The following is a 16,130-nucleotide window of genomic DNA, read 5'->3' on the forward strand; positions in this document are numbered from 1 at the left end:
GGCCGGGGGCGAAGGGTCTGGCTATTGTGCGGCGCGCTTGGGTTCGCGTGCAGGCAGCGCTTAGACTGCCCGCGGTGACTTCCCCGACTTCGTCCGTTCCGCTCTCGCGGCTCCTAGATCTGACCGCCGACGCCGTGCAGGCGGTCCGCGCCGGCCGCTCGCTGACCGACGTCATCGCGCGCGTGCCGGCCGACGCCCGCCCCGGCGTGCAGGCGCTGGCTTTTCACACGATGCGCTGGCTCGGCAGCGCCGGCGAGGTGCGGGCGCTGGTCGCACCCAAGTCGCCGCCGCCCAACGTCGAATCGCTGCTGGTCACGGCGCTGGCGCTGCTCTGGCCTACCGGCGAGCCCGCGCCCTATACCGACCACACGCTGGTCGACCAGGCCGTCAACGCCGCGCGCCACCGCACGCCGGTGGCCGCCGGCTTCATCAACGCGGTGCTGCGGCGCTTCGTGCGCGAGCGCGACAAGCTCGCCGCCGCCGCGCGCCACCAGCCGCTGGGCGCTTTCAACCACCCGCTGTGGTGGATCGAACGCGTGCGCCACGACTGGCCGACGCAGTGGCAGGCGCTGCTGGAGGCGGCCAACGTGCACCCGCCGTTCACGCTGCGTGTGAACCACCGCCGCGGCAGCGGCGAGGCCTATCTGCAGCGGCTGGCCGCGCAGGGCCGCGCCGCCAGCCTGGTCGACGACCCGGCGCTGCTCGGCCAGGCCGTCGTGCTGGCCGAACCCTGCCCGGTGACGCAGCTGCCGGGCTTCGCCGAAGGCGAGGTCTCGGTGCAGGACGCCGCCGCCCAGCGCGCCGCGCCGCTGCTGGTCGGCGACGGCCTGCCCGCCGGCGCGCGTGTGCTCGACGCCTGCGCCGCACCCGGCGGCAAGACCGCGCACCTGCTGGAGCTGGCCGAGCTGGACCTGCTGGCGCTGGACAGCGACCCCACGCGCCTGGTGCGCGTGCAGGAGAACCTGAACCGCCTGCAGCTGAAGGCCGAAGTGCGTGCCGGCGACGCGCGCGACACCGCCGCCTGGTGGGACGGCCGGCCGTTCGACGCCATCCTGCTGGACGCGCCCTGCAGCGCCTCGGGCATCGTGCGCCGCCACCCGGACGTGCGCTGGCTGCGCCGGCCCGACGACATCAGCTCGCTGGCGCGCCTGCAGGCCGAGATGCTGGAGGCGCTGTGGCCGCTGCTGGCGCCGGGCGGGCGCCTGGTCTACGCCACCTGCTCGCTGTTCCGCAGCGAAGGTGCCGAGCAGATCGACGCGTTTTTGCAACGCCACGGCGGCGGCGAGGCGAGCCTCGATCCGCTGTCGCCGGGGCACCTGCTGTCGCTCGCCGACAATGGCCCGCAGCCGTCCGCCGGCGCGCCGCGCGCGCTGCAAGACGGCTTCTACTACGCGCTCCTCCACAAGGCCTGACCCCCGCTCCCGTTCCGTCATGCGATCGCCGCCGGTCCGCCGAAGACTGCTGCAGGGCCTGGGGCTGTGGATGCTGCTGGCCTGGCTCGCCGTCGGCGCCGCGCTGGTGCAGGCGCAGGGCGTCGAGCTGACGCAGCTGCAGGTCGGCCGCGGCGATGGCGCGCTGACGCTGGAGTTCGCCGCCCGGGTGACGCTGCCCAAGGCGGTCGAGGAGGCGATGACGCGCGGCGTGCCGGTGTACTTCGTCGCCCAGGCGACGCTGCGCCGCGACCGCTGGTACTGGCGCGACGAACGTGTCGCCCGCGTCACGCGCAGCTGGCGCGTCGTCTACCAGGCGCTGACCTCGAGCTGGCGTGTCGGCCTGGGCGGCCTCAACCAGAGCTACCCGACGCTGGCCGAGGCGATGGCCGCGGTCACGCGCAGCGCCGGCTGGCGCATCGCCGACCTGTCGCAGCTCGAGCCCGGCAAGGACTATTACGTCGAGTTCAGCTGGCGTCTGGACACGACCCAGCTGCCCAGCCCGATGCAGATCGGCCTGGGTGGCCAGGCCGACTGGGCGCTGGGTGCGGAGCGCGAGTTGCCCGTCGAGCTGCCATGAGCCGTCCGACGCGCTGGATCTGGAGCGTTGCGCTCGTCGCCGGCATCGGCGCGGCGCTGGTGCTGGCCTTCGTGCTGTCGCTGAGCACCGCCGGCGGCGGCTTCTACGAGCGCCATTTCGTCTGGTTGTTCTGGCTCAACGCCGCGGTCGCGGCGCTGCTGCTGCTGGTCATCGGCGTGGCCGCGGTGCGGCTGGTGCTGCGCCAGAAACGCGGCAAGTTCGGCAGCCGGCTGCTGATCAAGCTGGCCGGCATCTTCGCGCTCGTCGGCGTGCTGCCGGGCATGGTGATCTACGCCGTGTCCTACCAGTTCGTCTCGCGCAGCATCGACGCCTGGTTCGACGTCAAGGTCGCCGGCGCGCTCGACGCCGGGCTGGCGCTGGGCAAGTCGACGCTGGACGCGCTGCAGGCCGACGTCGGCGCGAAGGCGCGGCTGGCGGCCGACCGCGTCGGCGACACGCACGCGCCCTCGCCGCTGACGCTGGAGCGGCTGCGCGAGCAGATCGGCGCGCGCGAGCTGACGCTGCTGGGACACTCGGGGCAGGTGCTGGCCACGGCCGGCGTCGCGCCGGGTTCGTCGCCGCCCGATCGGCCACCGGCGAACCTGCTGCGCCAGGCGCGCTCGCTGGGCTGGGCGAGCCAGGTCGAGGGCCTGGACGAGGAGGCGCTGGCCGTCGGTGACACCGCTGCGCCGCGGGTGCGCGCGATCGTGCTGCTGCCCGACTCGAGCATCCGCCTGACGGCGAGCGACGACCGCTTCCTGATGGTCACGCAGCCGCTGCCGCGCAAGCTCGCGGTCGATGCGCTCGCGGTCCAGGCGGCGCACGGCGAGTACCAGCAGCGTGCGCTGGCGCGCGACAGCCTGTCGCGCATGTACATCGGCACGCTGACGCTGGCGCTGATCCTCGCCGTCTTCGGCGCCGTGCTGCTCGCCATCCTGCTGGGCAACCAGCTGGCGCGGCCGCTGCTGCTGCTGGCCGACGGCGTGCGCCAGGTCGCCGCCGGCGACCTGCAGCCCAAGCCGGTGTTCGCCTCGGGCGACGAACTCGGCGGGCTGACCCGTTCGTTTGCCGACATGACGGCACAGCTGGCCGACGCGCGCGAGCAGGTGCAGCGCGGCGTCGCCCAGCTCGAGGGGGCGCGCACGCGGCTGCAGACCATCCTGGACACGCTGACCGCCGGCGTCATCGTCTTCGACCGCGAAGGCTGCATCGACACCGTGAACCCGGGCGCGACGCGCATCCTCGGGCTGCCGATCGCAGCCTGGCGCGGGCGCCACCTGGGCGAGCTGCCCGAACTGGAGACTTTCGCGCGCAGTGTCGAGCAGCGCTACGAACAGCTCGCCGACCGCAGCGAACTGGGCGGCGACCACTGGCAGGACGCCTTCGAACTGGCGCGCACCGACGGTGCCACGCTGACGCTGCTGGTGCGCGGCGCGCCGCTGCCCGGCGAGCAGCGGCTGATGGTGTTCGACGACATCACCGAGGTCGTCTCGGCGCAGCGTTCGCAGGCCTGGGCCGAGGTCGCGCGCCGGCTGGCACACGAGATCAAGAACCCGCTGACGCCGATCCAGCTCTCGGCCGAGCGCCTGCAGCACCGGCTGGAGAGCAAGCTCGAAGGCAACGACCAGGCGCTGCTGCTGCGTTCGGTGGCGACCATCGTCGCCCAGGTCGACGCGATGCAGCGCCTGGTCAACGAGTTCCGCGACTACGCCCGGCTGCCGGCGGCGCAGATGAAGCCGCTGGACCTGAACGCCCTGGCCAACGAGGTGCTGGCGCTGTACGGTCAGGCGCACGACCGGGGCGAACTCGTCGTGCAGCTGGCCGAGGCGCTGCCGCGCATCATGGGCGACGCGACGCAGATCCGGCAGGTCATCCACAACCTGGTGCAGAACGCGCTCGACGCGGTTGCCGAACTCGCCGACGGCCGGGTCGAGATCGGCACAGCCAGATCGGTGGGCGAGAACGGCGAGCTGCGCTCGGTGCGCCTGTTCGTTCAGGACAACGGCCCCGGTTTTGCCGAGAAGGTGCTCAAGCGCGCCTTCGAGCCCTATGTCACCACCAAGGCCAAGGGCACGGGCCTGGGCCTGGCGGTGGTCAAGAAGATCGCCGACGAACATCACGCCCGGCTGCGGGTCGTCAACCTGCACGCCGACGAGAGGTCGGACACCCCGATAACGGGGGCCCGAGTTTCGCTATCATTTTCCGTACTCGCACCTGTGCCGAGCCCCGAGACCGACGCCGGCCCGGCGCCGGCTCCCGGTGACGCAACGCAGGTGCATTGACCGCAGCGCATGGCAACGATTCTGGTAGTGGACGACGAGCTCGGCATCCGTGCCCTGCTCTCGGAGATCCTCAGCGACGAAGGTCACACGATCGAACTCGCGGAGAACGCGGCCCAGGCCCGCCAGGTGCGCGAGTCCCTCCGGCCCGACTTGGTGCTGCTCGACATCTGGATGCCCGACGTCGACGGCATCACGCTGCTCAAGGAGTGGCAGGCGAGCGGCCAGCTGACGATGCCGGTCATCATGATGAGCGGCCACGGCACGATAGACACCGCGGTCGAGGCCACCAAACACGGTGCCGTCGCCTTCCTCGAAAAACCGATCACGCTGCAGAAGCTGCTGCGTGCCGTCGAGCAGGCGCTGGTACGGCCGGGCCAGCGCCTGGCCGCCGCGGTGCCCGCGCCGGGCCCGCGCGACGCCGCCGCGCTGCCGCGCAGCTTCGTCAACGGCGGCAGCCTCGCCGCCGCCGTGCTGCCGCCCGCGGCCGCGCCGATTCCGGCCGGCCCGCGGCCCGAGCAGAGCTTCGACCTCGACCGCCCGCTGCGCGAGGCGCGCGACGCCTTCGAGAAGAGTTATTTCGAGTTCCACCTCGCCAAGGAAGGCGGCTCGATGACGCGCGTGGCCGAGAAGACTGGCCTGGAGCGCACCCACCTGTACCGCAAGCTCAAGCAGCTGGGCGTCGATCTCTCGCGCAACAAACGCGGCACATCCTGAAAGCTGTGCTATAGTCGAGGGCTCTTGGCCTGGTAGCTCAGTTGGTAGAGCAGCGGATTGAAAATCCGCGTGTCGGTGGTTCGATTCCGCCCCAGGCCACCAAGAGATGCGGGATTAGCTCAGTTGGTAGAGCGATACCTTGCCAAGGTATAGGTCGAGAGTTCGAGCCTCTTATCCCGCTCCAAGATTTGAGGGCCCGGTTTCAGCAGAAGCCGGGCCCTTTGTCTTTTCCGCGGCCCGCTTCAGCTCTCGGCGGTGAAGAAGCTCAGCCGGCCCAGCTCGCAGCGCGCCACGGCGCTGCCGTAGGCCTGACTCAGCGAGGCGCTGCACAGCACCTCGTCCGGGTGCCCGGCGGCGAGCACACGGCCCTCGGCCAGCAGCGTGACGTGGTCGCAGTAACGCGCCGCCAGGTGCAGGTCGTGCAGCACCACCACCACCGCGGCGTCGGCGGCGCAGGCGCGCAGCAGGCGCATCAGCTGGTGCTGGTGCGGCAGGTCCAGATGCGCGGCCGGTTCGTCGGCCAGCAGCAGCGGCGGGCGGTGCGCGATGGCGCGGGCCAGCGCGGCGCGCGCTGCCTCGCCGCCCGACAGCGTGTGCAGCCGCCGCTGGCGCAGCGGCCCGAGTTCGCAGGCCTCGATCAGCGCCGCGCTCGGCGGCGCCAGCGCCAGCTGCAGCAGCTCGTCGACCGTCAGGTCCCAGTGGCTGTGCGTTTGCTGCGGCAGGTAGCCGATGGCCTGCGCCAGTGCGCGCGGCTTCCAGCCGGCCAGCGGACGGCCGAGCAGGCGCACCTCGCCGGCGTGCGTCGGGCGCAGCCCGATCAAGGCCTGCAGCAGCGTGCTCTTGCCGGCACCGTTGGCGCCGACCAGCGCGAACAGGCCGCGCGCCGGCCACGACGCGGTGATGCCGTGCAGCAGCGTGCGCCCGCCGGCACGCACCTGCAGCCCGTGCGCCGCCAGGGCCGGCGATGTCGTCGTGTCCATCCTCACTCCCGTCGCCTCAGCAGCAACCCCAGGAAGAACGGCCCGCCGACCAGCGCCGTCAGCAGCCCGGCCGGGATCTCGCTGGGCGCCAGCGCCGCGCGTGCGATCAGGTCCACCAGCACCATCGCCGTGCCGCCGGCCAGCACGCAGGCCGGCACCAGCCGGCCGTGCAGCGGCCCCAGCCACCAGCGCAGCAGATGCGGCACCACCAGGCCGACGAAGCCGATCAGCCCGCCCCAGCAGACCGCCAGCGCGGTGGCCAGCGCCGCCAGCAGCACCGCCTGCGCGACCAGCCGCGGCACGCGCACGCCCATGCCGTGCGCAGCCTGTTCGCCCAGACCCAGCGCGTCCAGCCCGAAAGCCAGCCGCCGGGCGCCGGCGGCCAGCAGCACGAGCAGCGGCACGAAAGCGGCGCACTGCGCTGCGGTCGGCGTCTGCACGCCGCCCAGCTGCCAGGAGATCAGCGCACGCAGATTGGTCGACTCGTCGCCGAAGAGCATCAGCAGCAGCCCGCGCAGCGCCGACAGGATGGCTGCCAGCGCGACGCCGGCCAGCAGCAGCCGTGCCGGCTGCCAGCTGCCGCCGGCACGGCCGACGGCCAGCACCAGCCAGCTCGCGCCCCAGGCGCCGGCAAAAGCCAGCAGCGGCAGCGACCAGCCCGGCGGCAGCCATTGCGGCAGCAGCAGCGCGATGGCCGCACCCACCGCGGCACCCGAGGCGCTGCCCAGCAGATAGGGCTCGGCCAGCGGGTTGCGGAACACGCCCTGGAAAAGCAGCCCGGCCAGCGCCAGGCAGGCGCCGACGAAGAACGCCGCCGCGACACGCGGTGCGCGCCAGACCCAGACCAGGTCGTGCAGCAGCCCCTCGCCGCCCAGCCACTGCGCCGGCGCCACCCAGGCCGCGCCGCCGCTGAGGGCCAGCAGCAGTGCCCCCAGCAGCGCGGCCACCAGCAGCGGCGTCGCATGCCGCGCCCGCCGGGCCTTCATGCCGCCGCTCCGAAGGCCTGCGGATGCAGCGCGCGGGCGTAGGCCAACACGGCCTCGGTCTGGCGCGGCCCGGGGATCAGGAAGTGGCTGCGCTGCAGCACGACCACCCGCCCCGCGCGCACCGCGCGCAGCCGCGACCAGCCAGGCCGGGCCGCGATCTCCTCGGCCGGCCGCGGCACGGCCTGCAGCGACACGATGACCTCGGGGTCGCGCAGCAGCACCGCCTCTGCGCTGACCTGCTGCGCGCCGGCCAGGTCGCTGAATACGTTGCGCCCGCCGGCGCAGGCCAGGGCGTCGTCGGCGTAATGGCCGCGGCCGACGGTCTGGTAGGCGCCGCGTGCCGCGGCCGCGGTCTCCAGATACACCGTCGGCTGCGGCCGGCCCTGCCAGGCCTGGCGGATGGCCGCCAGCGAGGCGTCGAAACGCGCCAGCAGCGCCGCGGCTGCGGCCTCGCTGCCGGTGGCGCGGCCCACCAGGTCGATGTTGCGCCGCACCGCCGCCAGGTCCGGATGCGCCAGCACCAGCACCGCGACGCCGGCGCGTTCGAAGGGCTCGATCAGGCCGAGCGCGCTGCCGTGCGACGGCGTCAGCACGATCAGGTCGGGCTTCAGCGCCGCCACCGCCTCGGGCGAATAACCCAGCGTGCCGCCGACCGAGGGTTTGGCCAGCGCCGCCTCGGGGTAGCGCACACGCCCGCCGATCGCCGCGACGCGCGCCTCCAGCCCGAGCGCGAAGACGATCTCGATGTTGCTCGGGAAGATCGCGACGATGCGCCGCGGCGGCGCGGCCAGCTGCAGCGTGCGCCCCAGCGCGTCGACGACGCTGCGCGGCCAGGCGGCCGCCCGGGCCTCGTGCCCGACGCCGCACAGCGCCGCGCCGGCCAGCAGCGCACGCCGCGCCGGCGACCGCGGCGCGGTGTTCACCACTGCGCCTTCAGCCGCAGGAACAGGCTGCGCGGCGTGCCGAAGCAGCCCGCCTCCTGGGCGGAGAAGTCGTCGGCGATGTACTCGACGTCGGCGAGGTTGTCGACGCCGGCCTGCACCGACAGCCGCGGCGTCGCCTGCCAGGCCAGCGCCGTCGACAACAGCGTGTACGAGGGGAGGATCTGCGAGTCCTCGACGTTGTCGCGCAGCGGGCGGCGGCCGACGTAGTTGGCGCTGCCCGTCCACTGCCAGTCGCCCTGCGACCAGGCGAGGCCGGCGCCGGCGATGTGGCGTGCCGACATGCGCATGCGGTTGCCGGCGTAGTTCGGCCCCGGGTTGCCCGAGGCGTCGTAGGTCGGGAAGTCGCGCAGCCGCGCGTCCTGCCAGGTGTAGTGGGCGTAACCCGACCAGGCGGCCGACAGCCGCCCGCGCAGCAGCGTCTCCAGCCCGCGCACGCGCGAGCTGGCGTTGGTGAAGATGAAGCTGTCGGGCCCGGTGCGGAACGAACGCTGGCCGTCGGTCTTGTCGGCCTGGAACAGCGCCACCTGGTAGCTCCAGCGCTCATCGACGGCGCGGCCCTTGGCGCCGATCTCGAGGCTGCGCGTGACCTCCGGGCGCAGCAGCGCCGGCACGACGACGCCCGAGCGCGTGTTCAGCGCCACGGCCTGCGGCCTGAAGCCTTCGGCCCAGTTGGCGAACAGCGCGTTCTCGCTGGCGGCCGAGGCCGCGTAGCGCCAGTCGGCGCCCAGCCGCGGGCTGGTGCGGCTGGCCTCCTGGTGCGCCTGCACGCTGGTGCCGCTGCGCCACAGCGTCTGCTCGAAGCGGTCGTGGCGCAGCCCGGCGCCCAGGCTCAGCGTGCCGATGTCGATGCGGTCCTGCAGGTACAGGCTGCGCACGCGCTGGTCGAAACGCGAGTCGGTCACAGCGCCGCGGATGCCCTTGGGGTCGTTGCCGACGTTGCTGACCGGCGTGTCGTAGTCGGGACCGAGGTAGGTCGGCGCGCCGCTGAACGACGGCGATGCCTGGTCCTGCCAGCCGGACTCGAGGTTCAGCCCGAGCTGCAGCGCGTGTTGCGTCGCACCGATCTCGGCCTTGGCGTTCAGCGTGAACTCGTGGAACAGCCCGCGGTCGGCGGTGTCGGTCTCCGACCAGCCCTTGTTCACCGCTGCCGGCGGCGGCACGATGGTGATGCCGCCCTGGAACAGGCGGTCGTAGCGCGCCCAGCTGCTCAGGTGCTCGAAGCTCAGCGCCGGCGTCAGGCGCACGCGGTTGCGCCAGGCCAGGCTCAGGTACTCGCCGTCGACGTGGGCGCCGGGGATGCCGTAGTTGTCTTGCGGGTCTATGCCGAACATCGGGTGGCCGTCCTGCAGCGGCACGATCGAGCCGCGTTTGGCGTTCACCTGGCTGGAGAACAGCTGCACGCTGCTGGCCCAGTCGCGTGTCAGCGCCAGCTCGCCGCCGACGCTGGCCGTGGCCTGGTCACGCGCCGTGCCGTCCTGGAAGCCGTCGACGCGGCTGTAGGCCGCGCCCACCGACAGGTGGCCGCGTTCGCCGTCCCAGCGCTGGCGCAGGCCGAGGTCGCGGCGGCCGAAACTGCCCAACGTCGCGCGCGCGCTGCCGCCTTCGGCCTCGGGCTCGATGAACATCTGCACGACGCCGCCGATCGCATTGCGGCCGTACAGCGCCGAAGCCGGGCCCTTGATGAACTCGATGCGTTCCAGCAGGTCGGGCGCGACCAGCGTCAGGTCCGCGTTGCCCTGCAGCAGGCGCAGCGGCACGCCGTCGATCAGCACCAGCACGTCCTGGGTGTCGCGCAGGCCGCGGGTCTCGAAACGCGTGAAGTAGTTGCCCTGGGTGCCGTGCTGCAGGCCGGGCACGGCGCGCAGTGCGTCTTCCAGCGTGCGCGCGCCGACGGCGTCCATCTCGTCGCGGCCGACGGCGTAGGTACTGAACGGCAGGTCCAGCGGGTCCTCGGCGAGGCGGGTCGCGGTGACGACGCGGCGTTCGGCGGTGATCTGCACCGTCTCGACGGCTTCGCTCTGGGCCTGGGCGGCGGCCGGCAGCAGCAGCGCCAGCATGGCGGGGCGCCAGTGGCGCGACGGTGATTTTTCCTGTGGCTTCATCTTCTTCGTCTCTTCTTCTGGAGGGAGGGAAAGCGGGGGTCAGTCGCGGCGCCAGAGCAGCACCGCGCTGCGTTTGGCGCAGCCCAGGCGCACGCCGCGGCCGCCCGGCCGCGCCGAGGCGGCGACCTGGGCCAGCACCTGCGGCCGGCGTGCATCGCCGGGCGGCAGATGCAGGCGCCCGATCACGTGCGCCTGGGCCGCGGCCAGCGACTCGAAGTGCACCTCGTAGCGCCAGTCGGCGAAGTGCAGCGCCTGCGGCGCACGCGTGGGGCCGAGCGCGGCGAGCACACGCTCGACGACCGGGCGCGTGTCGGCGCCGTGCAGCTCGGGCGTCAGCACGCCGGCCAGGCAGAAGCTCGCCGGCCCGGCCTGCGCCGGCACGACCCAGGCCATGCAGCGGCGCCAGCGCGCGGCCATCGCATCGTGGAAGGCGGCAGGCTCGCGCTGCGCCGGCGGCAGGTGCGCGGCCAGCAGCGTGTCGGCGGCGACGGCCGGGTCCAGCTGCGTCCAGTCGACCGGCGAGAGTTCGAGCCGGATGCCGCGTGCGGCCAGCGCCGGGCGCAGCGCCTGCAGCCGGCGCTGCATCTCGGGCTGCGGTTCGACCGCGTGCCAGCGCGCCCCCGGCGCCAGCATGCGGCGGCTGAGCACGCCGTTGCCGGCGCCGATGTCCAGCAGATCGGGCAGCGCGCGCGGCAGCAGCGGCAGCACGGCTCGGGCGTAACCCGAGCGCACGATGCTGCGGGCGTAGAACGCGGCTTCGGCCTCGCCCCAGGCGCAGGGCGTGGCGGCGTCGGGCCGGAGTTCCGGCGCGTTGGAAGACATGGGAAACGACGGCGGGCGCGCCCTGGCCGCTTCCCCGCAGCCTGGCGCCTTACGGCGTGCCGCTCGCGCGCGCACGCCACCTCGTTGGCCGGTATCCGGGCTGGCGGAGACGACCCGTGTGTCCTTCCCAGGAGAAGACTCCCAGTGGCTTCGACACGAGCTGAGGCCGGTGAGGCCCCGTCCGCTTACCGTTGCGGGGGCAGCTCAGGTTGGGGGCTTGAGGCCCCTTCCTGATTCCCGTTGAACTGCAGCCGCCTGAGGGCGGGCGCGAGCACCAACGGGCGGCATCATAACCAGCGCCGCCGGGGCGCTCGCCGCGCGACCTGACCTGTATCATGTGTCGCGTTGGTGCTCGCCGAGGCTTTCCGCCGAGGCGGTTCAACGGGAATCAGGAAGGGCGAGGCCGTCACGGCGCGAGCCCCAACCTGAGCTGCCCCCGCAACGGTAAGCGGACGGAAAGACGGCCTCGTGCCGGCTCTTCCGGCCCGTGACACGGCCACTGGGACGGCGGCGCGCCAGCGCCGCCACCGGGAAGGCGTCACGGACAGGTTCGCCAGCCCGGATACCGGCCAACGAGGTGGCGTGCCCGCGCGAGCGGCGCGCCGTGTAGCGCCAGCCGCGGGGAAGCGGCCTGGCGCGTCGAACCCGTCTTTCGTTTTCCGAGCCGTCCCCCCCGCGCGTGCCCTGCCGCCGCGCCCGAGCCGTTTCGTGCGGCCGCGGGCGGCCGTCGCCGCGCGTTCCGCCCCAGGAGCATCCGATGCACATCGAACCCGGCGTCCTCGCCCAGACCAAGATCCTCGCCGCCAACGTCGCCGCCAGCGGCGTGCTGCTGGCGCACCTGCCGGCGCTCGCCAGGCGCCCGGCGCTGTGGCTGCGCACGGCGCTCGCGGCGGTCTTCTTCTCGCTGTTCATGCAGTCCTTCCACATGGCCGTCGGGCCGTCGGAGCTGCACTTCATCGGCGCGATGCCGATCTACCTGCTGCTGGGTTACCTGCCGACGCTGTTCGGCTTCGCGCTCGGCCTCGCGCTGCAAGGCCTGCTGTTCGAGCCGCAGGACCTGCTGCACCTGGCGGTGAACACGCTGTCGCTGGTCGTGCCGCTCACCGCCGTGCACTTCGGCATCGGCCGCCGGCTGTCGGCCGCGCAGGTCAGCGAGGCGCGTGTCGCCACGGTACTGCGCCTGGACGCGGCCTACTACGCCGGCGTCACGCTGATGGTCGGCTTCTGGCTCGCCATCGGCCAGGAAGCGACGCCATTCGCCGACTGGGCGCGTTTTGCTTCGTCCTACCTCGTGCTGGTGGCGCTGGAGCCGGTGTTCACGCTGCTGATCGTGCGCACCGTGCGCCGCTGGCGCGAAGCCGGCTGGGCGCGCGCCTGCCTGGACGAGCGGCTCACCGCCGCCGCCTGACGGGGCCGCCGCCATGCAGATCGAAACGCCCCCGTTCGATCGCGACAAACCTCGCCCTCAGGGCGAACGCCGGGGGCTGGTGATCGTGCACACCGGGCCGGGCAAGGGCAAGAGCACCGCCGCCTTCGGCCTGGCGCTGCGCGCCCACGGCCGCGGCAAGGCGGTGAAGATCTTCCAGTTCATGAAAGTGCCCTCGGCACGTTTCGGCGAGCACCGGCTGTTCGAGCAGCTGGGCATCCCGATCGAAGGCCTGGGCGACGGCTTCAGCTGGAAGAGCCGCGACCTCGGCCACTCCGCCGAGCTGGCGCGTGCCGGCTGGCACCGTGTGCGCGACACGGTGCTGTCGGGCGCGCACTTCCTCGTCGTGCTCGACGAGGTGATGGCGCCGCTGCGCTACGGCTGGATCCCGCTGGACGAGCTGCTGGCCTGCCTGCGTGCGCGCCCGCCGCAGGTCAACGTGCTGCTGACCGGGCGCGGCGCGCCGCCCGAGCTGATCGAAGCCGCCGACACCGTCACCGAGATGACGAAGCTGAAACACCACTACGACGCCGGCGTGCCCGCACAGCGCGGCATCGAGGACTGAACCCATGCACAAGATCCCCGCGACCATCGTCACCGGCTTTCTCGGTGCCGGCAAGACGACGCTGCTGCGCCACCTGCTGACCCACGCCGGCGGCCGCCGCATCGCCGTCATCGTCAACGAGTTCGGCGCCCTCGGCATCGACGGCGAGCTGCTGCGCGGCTGCGGCATCGGCTGCGACGACGAGGGCCGCGACGACGGCAACCTCGTCGAACTCGCCAACGGCTGCCTGTGCTGCACCGTGCAGGAAGAGTTCGCGCCGGTGATGGAGCGCCTGGCCGAACGCCGCGATCGCATCGACCACCTCGTCATCGAGACCTCGGGCCTGGCGCTGCCCAAGCCGCTGGTGCAGGCCTTCCAGTGGCCGACGCTGCGCCACGCCTTCACGGTGGACGCCGTCGTCACCGTCGTCGACGCGCCGGCGGTGGCCGAAGGCCGTTTCGCCGACGACCCGCAGGCCGTCGACCTGCAGCGCCGCGCCGACGACAACCTCGACCACGAGTCGCCGCTGGCCGAGCTCTTCGCGGACCAGCTCGCCACCGCCGACCTCGTCGTGCTGAACAAGACCGACGCGCTCGACGCCGCGGCGCTGGCCACCGTCGAGGCCCAGGTGCGCGCCGGTGCGCCGGCGGCCGTCAAGCTGCTCGCCGCGCAGCACGGGCGCCTGGCGCCCGACGTGCTGCTGGGCCTGGGACGCGCCGTCGAGGACAGCATCGACGCCCGCCGCACCCACCACGACGAAGAAGAGGACCACGACCACGACGAGTTCGACTCGGTCGCGCTGACGCTGGAGGTCACCGACCGCGAGCGCCTGCTGCAGGCCTTGGCCGCGCTCGTCGCGCGCCACGAGATCTACCGCGCCAAGGGCTTCGTCGCGCTGCCGGGCGCGGCGATGCGCCTGGTCGTGCAAGGCGTCGGCGCGCGCCTGGACAGCCACTTCGACCGCGCCTGGCGCCCGGGCGAGGCACGTGTCTCGCGCCTGGTGCTGATCGGCGCCGAGCTCGACGCGGCCGTGCTGCAGCGCGAGCTGCAGCAGACGTTGTCCGCCGGCTGAGGCCGGATGCACCTGCTGTCCACACGCGCTGCCGGCCTCGTCGACGACGAGGGCCGCGGCGTCGTGCGCCTGGCGCAGACGCCGGGCGAGATCGTCGTGCTCAGCGCCGCCGACAGCACGCTGGCGCTGCTGGCCGACACCGCCGCGGCGCTGCCGGCCGACTTTCCGAGCATCCGCCTGGCCAACCTGATGGCGCTGCGCCAGCCGGCGTCGGTGGACCTCTACGTCGACGAGGTGCTGCAGCACGCGCGTGCGGTCGTCGTCGACCACCTCGGCAACGCCGCCGACTGGGCCTATCTCGTCGAACAGGCCGGGCGCACGGCGCGCCGACGCGGCCAGTGGCTGGCGCTGTTCTCGGGCGACTTCGGCGAAGACCCGCAGCTGCTCGCACGCTCCACCGCCGCGGCCGACGACTGCCGCCTGCTCTGGCGCTGTCTGCGCGACGGCGGGCCGGCGCAGGCCGAGACCTTCTTCGCGCTGATCGCGCACGCCGTCTTCGGCCGCGGCGAACGCCCTTCGCTGCCCGAGCCGCTGCCTTGCGCGCTGCCCTACGTGCCGCGCGACGCCGCCGCCTGGCCCGCGCGCCCGGCCGGCGCGCCGGTGGCGCTGCTGGTCTTCTACCGGGCGCATCTGCAGTCGGGCAACACGGCGGTCTTCGACGCCCAGCTCGCGGCGCTGGCCGCGGCCGGGCTGGAGCCGCTGGCGCTGGCGGTGGACACGCTGAAGAACCCCGAGAGCCTGGCGCTGCTGCGTGCGCTGGCCGCGCGCCACGCGGTCGACGTCGTGCTCAACGCGACGGCGTTTGCGCTCGGTGGTGCCGGTGGCGGCGCTTTCGAGCCGCTGGCCGGCGACGCACCGGTGCTGCAGCTGCTGCTGGCCGGCAGCACGCGCGAACGCTGGGCCGAAGACCCGCACGGCCTGGCGCCGCGCGACCTGGCGATGCAGGTCGTGCTGCCCGAGGTCGACGGCCGCATCGCCACGCGCGCGATCAGCTTCAAGGGCGTGGCCTGGCGCTGCGAGCGCACCGAGATCGACGTCGTGCGCTACCAGCCCGAGCCCGAGCGCATGCGCTTCGTCGCCGAGCTGGCGCGGCGCTGGTGCCGGCTGCGTCACGTGCCGCCGGCCGAACAGCGCCTGGCGCTGGTGCTGGCCAACTACCCGAACGACGACGCGCGCCTGGCCAACGGCGTCGGCCTGGACACGCCGGCTTCGACGCGGGCGATCCTGCAGGCGCTGCACGACGCGGGCTACGCCGTCGGCGCCTTGCCGCCCGACAGCGAGGCGCTGATGCACACGCTGGCCGCCGGCGTCACCAACGACACCGAGGCCAACGACGCGCGCCCGGCGCTGCAGAGCCTGGCGCTGGCCGACTACCGCGCCGAGTTCGAGCTTCTGCCGGCCGTTTGCCGCGACGCCGTGCTGGCGCTCTGGGGCGCGCCCGAACACGACCCGATGATGCGTGCCGGGCGTTTCATGATCCCGGGGCTGCGCCTGGGGCGGGTCTTCGTCGGCGTGCAGCCGGCGCGTTCGCGCGGGCCCGACCTGCTGGCGCGGTACCACGACGCCGACCTGGTGCCGCCGCACGCCTATCTGGCGTTCTATTTCTGGCTGCGCCGCCACTGGGCGGCCGACGCCGTCGTGCACGTCGGCAAACACGGCAACCTGGAGTGGCTGCCGGGCAAGAGCGTGGCACTCGGCGAAGCCTGCTGGCCCGACCTGCTGCTCGGGCCGATGCCGCACCTGTATCCCTTCATCGTCAACGACCCCGGCGAAGGCTGCCAGGCCAAACGCCGCACGCAGGCGGTCATCGTCGACCACCTGATGCCGCCGCTGACGCGTGCCGAGTCCTACGGCGCGCTGCTCGACATCGAACGCACGATGGACGAGTACTACGAGGCGCTGGCGCTGGACCCGCCGCGGGCGCGCCGGCTGCGCCAGGTGCTGCTCGGCCAGGTGATCGGCGCCGGGCTGCACCGCGAGCTCGGTTTCGACGCCCCGGCCGACGACAACCAGCGCGAGGCCCTGCTGCGCCGTCTCGACGCCTTCCTCTGCGAGCTGAAGGAAGCGCAGATCCGCGACGGCCTGCACGTCTTCGGCCGCTCGCCCGAAGGCCGGGCGCGGCGCGACACGCTGCGCGCGCTGGCGCGTTTCGAGCGCGGCGCGGCGCCGGGCGACGCCAGCCTGCTGCGCGCGCTGGCCGCCGACCTGGCGCTGGACTTCGACCCGCTCGCGCCCGACTGGGCCCGGC

At 73.3% G+C, this 16,130-nt stretch carries 13 protein-coding genes, 2 tRNA genes and 2 riboswitches; of the genes, 10 read left to right on the plus strand and 5 right to left on the minus strand.

Going from position 1 to position 16,130, the window contains the following annotated elements; translation table 11 throughout:
* The first annotated feature begins 74 nt into the window (after positions 1-74).
* The 6 genes from rsmB to CKO43_RS21310 all read left to right on the plus strand — a co-directional run bounded on the left by rsmB (position 75) and on the right by CKO43_RS21310 (position 5,190).
* Positions 75-1,412: a 16S rRNA (cytosine(967)-C(5))-methyltransferase RsmB gene (gene rsmB, locus CKO43_RS21285; RefSeq protein ID WP_200379879.1), complete on the plus strand. Its 1,338-nt coding sequence runs from the start codon at positions 75-77 to the stop codon at positions 1,410-1,412.
* A 19-nt stretch (positions 1,413-1,431) separates the two neighbouring features.
* Positions 1,432-2,010 carry a DUF4390 domain-containing protein gene (locus CKO43_RS21290; RefSeq protein ID WP_200379880.1) on the plus strand — a complete coding sequence of 193 codons (579 nt, stop codon included), beginning with the start codon at positions 1,432-1,434 and terminating at the stop codon, positions 2,008-2,010.
* Positions 2,007-4,292 (plus strand): sensor histidine kinase, encoded by a 2,286-nt coding sequence (locus tag CKO43_RS21295; RefSeq protein WP_200232347.1) that lies wholly within the window; start codon positions 2,007-2,009, stop codon positions 4,290-4,292. The genes CKO43_RS21290 and CKO43_RS21295 overlap by 4 nt, the downstream gene beginning before the upstream one ends.
* 9 nt (positions 4,293-4,301) lie before the next feature.
* Positions 4,302-5,006, plus strand: coding sequence for a response regulator (locus CKO43_RS21300; protein WP_200379881.1), 705 nt, complete (start codon positions 4,302-4,304; stop codon positions 5,004-5,006).
* A gap of 26 nt (positions 5,007-5,032) precedes the next feature.
* Positions 5,033-5,108, plus strand: a tRNA-Phe gene (locus tag CKO43_RS21305).
* Between the two features lie 6 nt (positions 5,109-5,114).
* Positions 5,115-5,190 (plus strand) — tRNA-Gly (locus CKO43_RS21310).
* A 58-nt stretch (positions 5,191-5,248) separates the two neighbouring features.
* On the opposite strand, the gene CKO43_RS21315 is transcribed toward CKO43_RS21310, so the two are convergent.
* From CKO43_RS21315 to CKO43_RS21335, 5 genes are read right to left on the minus strand one after another with little or no spacing between them, the layout of a single operon-like run.
* Entirely contained in the window at positions 5,249-5,986 is a 738-nt protein-coding gene (locus CKO43_RS21315; RefSeq protein ID WP_200379882.1) for an ABC transporter ATP-binding protein, read from the minus strand.
* A 2-nt stretch (positions 5,987-5,988) separates the two neighbouring features.
* A complete protein-coding gene (locus tag CKO43_RS21320; protein ID WP_200379883.1) occupies positions 5,989-6,972 on the minus strand; it encodes a FecCD family ABC transporter permease in 984 nt (327 codons plus the stop codon).
* Entirely contained in the window at positions 6,969-7,895 is a 927-nt protein-coding gene (locus tag CKO43_RS21325) for an ABC transporter substrate-binding protein (protein ID WP_200379884.1), read from the minus strand. The genes CKO43_RS21320 and CKO43_RS21325 overlap by 4 nt, the downstream gene beginning before the upstream one ends.
* The gene (locus tag CKO43_RS21330) at positions 7,892-10,018 is read right to left on the minus strand and encodes a TonB-dependent receptor (protein ID WP_200379885.1); all 2,127 of its coding nucleotides are present in this window, start codon (positions 10,016-10,018) and stop codon (positions 7,892-7,894) included. The genes CKO43_RS21325 and CKO43_RS21330 overlap by 4 nt, the downstream gene beginning before the upstream one ends.
* A 39-nt stretch (positions 10,019-10,057) precedes the next feature.
* Positions 10,058-10,840: a class I SAM-dependent methyltransferase gene (locus CKO43_RS21335; RefSeq protein WP_200231991.1), complete on the minus strand. Its 783-nt coding sequence runs from the start codon at positions 10,838-10,840 to the stop codon at positions 10,058-10,060.
* A 69-nt stretch (positions 10,841-10,909) separates the two neighbouring features.
* A riboswitch (cobalamin riboswitch) is annotated at positions 10,910-11,133 on the minus strand.
* A 36-nt stretch (positions 11,134-11,169) separates the two neighbouring features.
* A riboswitch (cobalamin riboswitch) is annotated at positions 11,170-11,428 on the plus strand.
* A 169-nt stretch (positions 11,429-11,597) separates the two neighbouring features.
* Between CKO43_RS21335 and CKO43_RS21340 the strand changes: the two genes are divergently transcribed.
* The 4 genes from CKO43_RS21340 to CKO43_RS21355 all read left to right on the plus strand — a co-directional run.
* A complete protein-coding gene (locus CKO43_RS21340; RefSeq protein ID WP_200379886.1) occupies positions 11,598-12,248 on the plus strand; it encodes an energy-coupling factor ABC transporter permease in 651 nt (216 codons plus the stop codon).
* A 13-nt stretch (positions 12,249-12,261) separates the two neighbouring features.
* Positions 12,262-12,831 carry a cob(I)yrinic acid a,c-diamide adenosyltransferase gene (cobO, locus tag CKO43_RS21345; RefSeq protein ID WP_009855739.1) on the plus strand — a complete coding sequence of 190 codons (570 nt, stop codon included), beginning with the start codon at positions 12,262-12,264 and terminating at the stop codon, positions 12,829-12,831.
* 4 nt (positions 12,832-12,835) lie between these two features.
* Positions 12,836-13,882, plus strand: coding sequence for a cobalamin biosynthesis protein CobW (gene cobW / locus CKO43_RS21350; protein WP_200379887.1), 1,047 nt, complete (start codon positions 12,836-12,838; stop codon positions 13,880-13,882).
* 6 nt (positions 13,883-13,888) lie between these two features.
* A partial coding sequence (locus tag CKO43_RS21355) for a cobaltochelatase subunit CobN (RefSeq protein ID WP_200379888.1) occupies positions 13,889-16,130 on the plus strand: 2,242 nt, incomplete at its 3' end.

This window comes from Rubrivivax gelatinosus, from assembly GCF_016583785.1.
In the GTDB taxonomy this organism is placed as follows: Bacteria; Pseudomonadota; Gammaproteobacteria; order Burkholderiales; family Burkholderiaceae_C; genus Rubrivivax; species Rubrivivax gelatinosus_B.

What these genes read in the sequence shown, in the direction of transcription:
- CKO43_RS21290 (WP_200379880.1), top strand. Translation starts at nt 1,432, where the DNA reads ATGCGATCGCCGCCGGTCCGCCGAAGACTGCTGCAGGGCCTGGGGCTG.
- CKO43_RS21295 (WP_200232347.1), top strand. Translation starts at nt 2,007, where the DNA reads ATGAGCCGTCCGACGCGCTGGATCTGGAGCGTTGCGCTCGTCGCCGGC.
- CKO43_RS21300 (WP_200379881.1), top strand. Translation starts at nt 4,302, where the DNA reads ATGGCAACGATTCTGGTAGTGGACGACGAGCTCGGCATCCGTGCCCTG.
- CKO43_RS21315 (WP_200379882.1), bottom strand. Translation starts at nt 5,986, where the DNA reads ATGGACACGACGACATCGCCGGCCCTGGCGGCGCACGGGCTGCAGGTG.
- CKO43_RS21320 (WP_200379883.1), bottom strand. Translation starts at nt 6,972, where the DNA reads ATGAAGGCCCGGCGGGCGCGGCATGCGACGCCGCTGCTGGTGGCCGCG.
- CKO43_RS21330 (WP_200379885.1), bottom strand. Translation starts at nt 10,018, where the DNA reads ATGAAGCCACAGGAAAAATCACCGTCGCGCCACTGGCGCCCCGCCATG.
- CKO43_RS21335 (WP_200231991.1), bottom strand. Translation starts at nt 10,840, where the DNA reads ATGTCTTCCAACGCGCCGGAACTCCGGCCCGACGCCGCCACGCCCTGC.
- CKO43_RS21340 (WP_200379886.1), top strand. Translation starts at nt 11,598, where the DNA reads ATGCACATCGAACCCGGCGTCCTCGCCCAGACCAAGATCCTCGCCGCC.
- cobO (WP_009855739.1), top strand. Translation starts at nt 12,262, where the DNA reads ATGCAGATCGAAACGCCCCCGTTCGATCGCGACAAACCTCGCCCTCAG.
- cobW (WP_200379887.1), top strand. Translation starts at nt 12,836, where the DNA reads ATGCACAAGATCCCCGCGACCATCGTCACCGGCTTTCTCGGTGCCGGC.